This is a genomic window from Nocardioides sp. NPDC006273 (assembly GCF_040613495.1).
GTDB lineage: Bacteria > Actinomycetota > Actinomycetes > Propionibacteriales > Nocardioidaceae > Nocardioides.
Map to the genome: position 1 here is coordinate 1 of NZ_JBEXSD010000115.1, position 5,496 is coordinate 5,496.

Sequence of the window (5,496 nt, forward strand, 5' to 3'; positions counted from 1 at the left end):
CCGCGACATCAACAGCCAGATCGTCACCCAGGCCGGTGCCGCGATCGTGATCCCGCCGCAGGGCGCCACCCCCGCACCCGGCTCCGGCCCGGACACGTCGGCCGTCGCCAGCTTCCTCGCCGGCGTCGACATCGCCGCCATCGACATGCGGTACCGGGAACGGATGTCGTTCAACCGCATCCTCGAAGTCGCGGTCCCGCAGTGGATCGTGGCCCAGTGGCGTGCGGACATCTCCCGCCGGAACGGATACCACACAGACCCGTTCGCGGCCGCGACCACGGCCGAGATCGCCCGCTGGTTCTCCGCCCGCAACCTGCGGCCGCAGTTCCTCCGCGACTGGCAGGACGCCCAGTCCGGCCTCGCCACGGGCCCCGGCGACATCACCGCCCCGATCACCCCCATCACCGCGTTCCCGAACACGGTGGACTTCCTGATCTGGCCCGCCGGCGCGATCGTCCTGCTCCGCGAGGACGTCGTCACCCTGACGAACGTCTACGACTCCACGAACCTCAAGCAGAACCTCTACACGGCCCTCTTCACCGAGGAGGGCTACGCGCCGATCTTCCCGTGCGGCGAGGTCAAGCGGTACACCGTTAACGCCTGCCCGTCCGGCGCCACCGCCGACCAGGTGTGGACGTCGTGCGCCGTCCCGGCCGCCGCGGCGTGACCTACCCCGTGATCCGGGCCGCCCGCCCAACCGTCGTCCGGGCGGGCGGCCCCTCGCACGAAGGGAGGTGACGACATGGCAGTGATCGTTCCGAGTCAGCAGGAGATCCAGGGCCCCGAGCCTGGCCGCCGCCGGTACGGCATCTTCGATGCCGCCGTTCGGCCCGGCCCGGTGGGGAAAGAGGTGATCGCGTCGGGGCTGACGTTCGCCGCCGAGGACTGTGGCATCTCAGTGGTGCCGTACGACCCGACGTGTGCCGCGCCGCACCCGGAGAAGCCGTTCGTGCCGGGCACGGCGTTCGTGGAGTCGGCGCCGTACTGGCTGCTGACGACGTACCAGTGCGGCACCGTCGGCACGACCGTCGACGATGTGCGGCGCCGGGTCCGGAAGCGATACGACGCTGGTGTGCAGTGGGCGGTCGAGCAGCAGATCTGGACCGGCGGCGGCATCGCCGATGTCCCGAACCTGTCGGCCGCTGGTGCCACTGTCGTGATGCCGACGGCGCCGGGTGCGGGTGCCGCGATCTCAGCGCTGGAGCAGGCATTCCACGACCAGCACGGCTACACCGGCGTCATCCACGTCAACACGACCGCGCACGCGGCCGTGCAGCACGCAGGCCTGGTGGGCACGCAGGGTGGCGCCGGGAAGCTCGTGACCCCGCTGGGGAACGCGTGGTCGTTCGGCTCCGGCTACGGCGTCTCCGGCCCGGCTGGGGCCGCTCCCGCGGCCGGGTTCGTGTGGGCGTTCATCACTCCGCAGGTCTACCTCTGGGAGACCGCGGTGAACCAGCCGGATCCGGTGCAGACGCTCGACCGCACGTTCAACCAGTGGATGGCGGTTGCCGAGTCGGTGTGGGCCCACACGTGGGTCTGCGACACCGTCATGGCCGTTCAGGTTCCGGTCGCTGCTCCGGCAGTGGCCACGGCTCCGGCGGTGCCCGCATGACCGATTGGGTGACCGTACTCCCGGGCGAGGCTGGGGTGCAGAAGACGGCGATCGCTTTGCTGGCGGTCGCTGACGATCCGGCTGACGTGCAGACCCAGCGGGGCGGGACCGAGTTCCTGGTCGCCCCGTATGTGGCCGACCGCTACAACACCGCGAGCGAGCCGGAGCGCCGGCCGCGACGCCGCGCGAAGAAGGAGGATGACTGATGGCTGTCGAGTGCGCCTCGATGTCGCGCGGCAAGATGCTGCGCATCACCAAGCTGAACGAGTGCGGGTCGGTGGTGACGGGCGCGGGCTCGTCCCTGGTGGCGAAGGCTTTCGTCAGTGGGACGTTCACGCCGAACTACTCGGACCCGTCCGAGATCACGACCACGGACGCCAACGGCGACCGCTGCATCGACGACCGCGGGGCCGTCGACCTGCGCTGGGTCGACATGTCCCTGGTGATCTGCACCCTCGACCCGACGATGATCAACCTGATCACGGGTGACCCGCTCGTCCTCGACGACGCCACCCCCACCCCCAACACCGTGGGCTTCCGCCTCGACGCCGACCTCACCGGCTCCGCGAACTTCGCGATCGAGTTCTGGTCCGGAATCACCGGCCAGGCCTGCGACCCGGCGGGCAACACCAAGTACGGCTACTGGCTGTTCCCGTGGCTCAAGGACGCCCAGTGGGGTGAGTGGGTCATCCAGAACGACGCGCTCACCATCACCTTCACCGCCCGCGCCGTGTACGGCGGGAACTGGGGCGTCGGCCCGTACGACGTCCGCCGGGACGCCATGGTGCCCGCGACGCTGGAACCGCTGCTCACCCCGATCGGCCCGACGCAGCCGATGCACTACGAGGTGTCGTCCGCGCCGCTGCCGACGCCGGCGTGCGGTGCGGTGACGCTGCCGGCTCCGTGATGGCTGGGGTCCTGGCCGACGGCTCCCGGCCAGGACCCCCTCACCGTAGGGACCGAGGATGACGACCCCTGAACCGCCGGGCCCCTGCGAGTGGCCCATCGATACCAGTTGCTGCCCCGACTGGGATACGTACAGCGACGAGGTGAAGACCCGGGCGACGACGTTCGCCGTCGGGATCCTCGACGCGCTCACAGGCAGGCAGTTCGCCCAGTGCCCGGTGAACTACCGGCCGTGCGGTCCGAAGTGCGGGACGGGCCCCGGGTACATGTCGTGGCCGGTCGGCACGCCCGGAGTCTCCGCGGGCGGCGGTCCGTGGATGCTGCCGTACGTCGACGCGGGGGTGTGGCGGAACTGTGGCTGCTCGGGCGGCTGCTCCTGTGGCATGTCCTGCGAGGTGCCTTTTCCCACATCCGTGGCTTCGGTCACTTCGGTCACTGTCGACGGCCTGGAGCTCAACCCCAGCGCCTACCGGCTGGACTCCTGGCGAGGGATCCCGCGCCTGGTCCGGATCGACGGGCAGTGCTGGCCGCAGTGCCAGGACATGAACGTCGGCCCGACCGAAGAGGGATCGTTCGTCATCACGTACCAGCCGGGCCGTCCGCTTCCCGCCGCCGGGCGGATCGCGGCGGGTGAGTACGCGTGCGAGATCGCGAAGGCGTGCGTGGGCACCGAGTGTGCGCTGCCGCAGCAGATGGCGTCCCTGTCGCGGGCCGGGGTGGACATCCAGATGGTTGACCCCACCACCGTGGCGGAGGAGGGGCTGACAGGCATCCAGAACGTCGACCTGTGGATCCGGTCCGTGAACCCCGCACGGCGGGCTCAGCGGTCGCGTGTGGCTTCGGTGGACAGGTACCGCGGGAGGTTCTCGTGACGCAGGCCCTGTCGCTCGCCCAGCTCCTCGTCGGCTGCCTCGCCACCCAGCTCCAGAACCCGCCGCACCAGTGGCCTGTCCCACCCGAGCGGGTCATGCTGCGGGCAGGCGAGCAGGTCATCCCCATGCTCGCCTCGACGGGCGAGGACGAGTGCTGCCTCGGCCTCGGCTACGTCCGCATCGCCGGAGTCGACGGCGTCCGCGACGTAACCGACCGCATGGCGGTAAACGGCTGCTTCATGAACGAACGCGTCCTCACCCTGGAGCTCGGCGTCTACCGATGCATGCCCACCCCAGACGCAGGCGCGATCGTCTCGGCAACCCAGTGGGACACCCTCGCCGCCAAGCTGGACGCCGACTGGAAGGCCATGGAAGCCGCCGTCTGCTGCGCCTTCTCCGACCCCGACTCGCTACGCATCAACGCGGTGGCGGTCGGCCTGTACGAACCCGTCGGCCCCGACGCCAACTGCCTCGGCGGCCGCATGACCGTGAGTGTCTCGATGGAAGCGTGCTGCTGATGACCCGCAAGAAGACCCCTCTGACGGAGTACCACCGCCGCGCCCGCATCCGCGTACGGACGTCGTTCGACGGCTTCAAGCAGGGCGAAGAAGCCGAGGTGCACGTCGACCAGCTGGTCGCCGGGTGGATCGCGGTCGGTGTGGTGGAGATCGTCGAGGAACTGGGAGGACCCGATGGCGAGGATCCGGCTGGACAGGGCAGCGCTGAGCCGGACGTTCTCGGCGACGAGTCGGCGTGAGGGTGATGCTGCGGCCCGGCAGGTCGTGGCGCGCGCCAAGGTGTTGGCGCCCGTCGACACCGGCCGGCTGCGCGCATCCCTCCGGGTGGAGCGCCGCAGCATCTTCGGGCTGCGGCAGCGGTGGACGGTGGGGTCGGACGTCGACTACGCGCCGATGGTGAATGACGGCACGAAGCCGCACATCATCCGCCCGAAGCGGGCAAAGGCACTCCGCTTCAAGGTCGGCGGGAAGACCGTGTACGCCATGGTCGTCCACCACCCGGGCACCAGGGCAAGGCCGTTCCTCGACCGCGCGCTCACCGACGTAGCGCGTAACCGCGGCTACGACATCACTCGGCGATAGGCTGGTGCTATGGACGACACCACCACGATCGGCACACCCGATCTCAAGCTGACCATCAAGGGCGTCGACTACCCGATGACCCTCCCCTCCGCCGACGTCCTCACCCGGCTGATCCTCGTCCTCGGCATGGACGCCACCACCGAGCTCAAGCTCGAAGCGTCCGGCGCCCTGATCCGAGCGTGCGTCGGCGACAAGGCGTGGACGGAGATCCTCCGCAACGTCCTCAAGGGGACCCTCACCGTGGACGAACTCCTCGAAGGGGTCACGGGAATCGCCGAGGCCATGGAGGTCAAGCCTGCCGATGCGTGATGTCGTCGCTCCTTTGTCGCGGGGCCCGGTGCCGATACAGATCGGCGGCCGGGGCTTCGCTCTGGCGTGGCGTCCTGCGGCTGAGTGGACGACCATCCGGCACGAGGTGGACGTGATCCGCTGGCTGGACGATGACGCGCGCACTGCGATCGGGCGGATGACGCTCGACGGCACGGTCACGTCGCAGGCTCTGACGGATGCCGTGCACGCAGTGTTGGAGCTGGTGACGGGGCGCCGGTGGTGGGAGGGGCATCGACTGCTCCAGATCTCGGTTCAGCCGGAGACGCTGGGGCATCTGGCGTTGGCGGGTGTGGATCCGTGGACACGGTCGGCGTACGAGTGGTGCGCCGCCACGTATGCGCTGCACACCCAGAACGCGGATGAGGCGGGCCGGCTGCGGTTCGACTTTCAGCTGTCCATCCCCCCACGCGGCTATGAGGATGCGTGGGGTGTGGAGGGCGGCGACGATCCCGAGGCTGTGCAAACGGCGATCACGGCATGGATGGGAGGGTGACGGATGGCTAACAACGAGGCAGAGGTTGACATCGTTGTCAATGCTGCTGGGGCACTCCCTGCCTTGGAACAGCAGCTCCAGCGGATCGTCAGCGCGGCCCAGTCCTCCGCGCCCGAGGTCGGGCCCAGACGACGCTGGCCAAGCTGTACCAGCACTGGCGACGGGCGGGGACCGCCGACCACC

10 protein-coding genes are annotated in these 5,496 nt (G+C 69.6%); all 10 read left to right on the plus strand.

Annotated features, from left to right (window positions below):
* On the plus strand, positions 1 to 667 hold a 667-nt coding region (locus tag ABZZ22_RS26630; RefSeq protein ID WP_354938453.1), incomplete at its 5' end, for a major capsid protein.
* Positions 668 to 742: 75 nt separating this feature from the next.
* On the plus strand, positions 743 to 1,612 hold the full coding sequence (locus tag ABZZ22_RS26635) for a hypothetical protein (protein ID WP_354938456.1): 870 nt from the start codon (positions 743 to 745) through the stop codon (positions 1,610 to 1,612).
* Entirely contained in the window at positions 1,609 to 1,818 is a 210-nt protein-coding gene (locus ABZZ22_RS26640) for a hypothetical protein (RefSeq protein WP_354938459.1), read from the plus strand. Before ABZZ22_RS26635 ends, ABZZ22_RS26640 begins: the two co-directional genes overlap by 4 nt.
* Positions 1,818 to 2,519, plus strand: coding sequence for a hypothetical protein (locus ABZZ22_RS26645; protein ID WP_354938462.1), 702 nt, complete (start codon positions 1,818 to 1,820; stop codon positions 2,517 to 2,519). The genes ABZZ22_RS26640 and ABZZ22_RS26645 overlap by 1 nt, the downstream gene beginning before the upstream one ends.
* Positions 2,520 to 2,661: 142 nt before the next feature.
* Positions 2,662 to 3,390, plus strand: coding sequence for a hypothetical protein (locus tag ABZZ22_RS26650; protein WP_354938465.1), 729 nt, complete (start codon positions 2,662 to 2,664; stop codon positions 3,388 to 3,390).
* Positions 3,387 to 3,908 carry a hypothetical protein gene (locus tag ABZZ22_RS26655; protein ID WP_354938468.1) on the plus strand — a complete coding sequence of 174 codons (522 nt, stop codon included), beginning with the start codon at positions 3,387 to 3,389 and terminating at the stop codon, positions 3,906 to 3,908. The genes ABZZ22_RS26650 and ABZZ22_RS26655 overlap by 4 nt, the downstream gene beginning before the upstream one ends.
* Positions 3,908 to 4,147, plus strand: a complete 240-nt coding sequence (locus ABZZ22_RS26660; RefSeq protein ID WP_354938471.1) for a hypothetical protein — start codon at positions 3,908 to 3,910, stop codon at positions 4,145 to 4,147. The genes ABZZ22_RS26655 and ABZZ22_RS26660 overlap by 1 nt, the downstream gene beginning before the upstream one ends.
* Positions 4,083 to 4,490 (plus strand): HK97 gp10 family phage protein, encoded by a 408-nt coding sequence (locus tag ABZZ22_RS26665; RefSeq protein WP_354938474.1) that lies wholly within the window; start codon positions 4,083 to 4,085, stop codon positions 4,488 to 4,490. Before ABZZ22_RS26660 ends, ABZZ22_RS26665 begins: the two co-directional genes overlap by 65 nt.
* Positions 4,491 to 4,499: 9 nt before the next feature.
* Positions 4,500 to 4,799: a hypothetical protein gene (locus ABZZ22_RS26670; RefSeq protein WP_354938477.1), complete on the plus strand. Its 300-nt coding sequence runs from the start codon at positions 4,500 to 4,502 to the stop codon at positions 4,797 to 4,799.
* A complete protein-coding gene (locus ABZZ22_RS26675) occupies positions 4,792 to 5,313 on the plus strand; it encodes a hypothetical protein (RefSeq protein ID WP_354938480.1) in 522 nt (173 codons plus the stop codon). Before ABZZ22_RS26670 ends, ABZZ22_RS26675 begins: the two co-directional genes overlap by 8 nt.
* Positions 5,314 to 5,496: the final 183 nt, after the last annotated feature.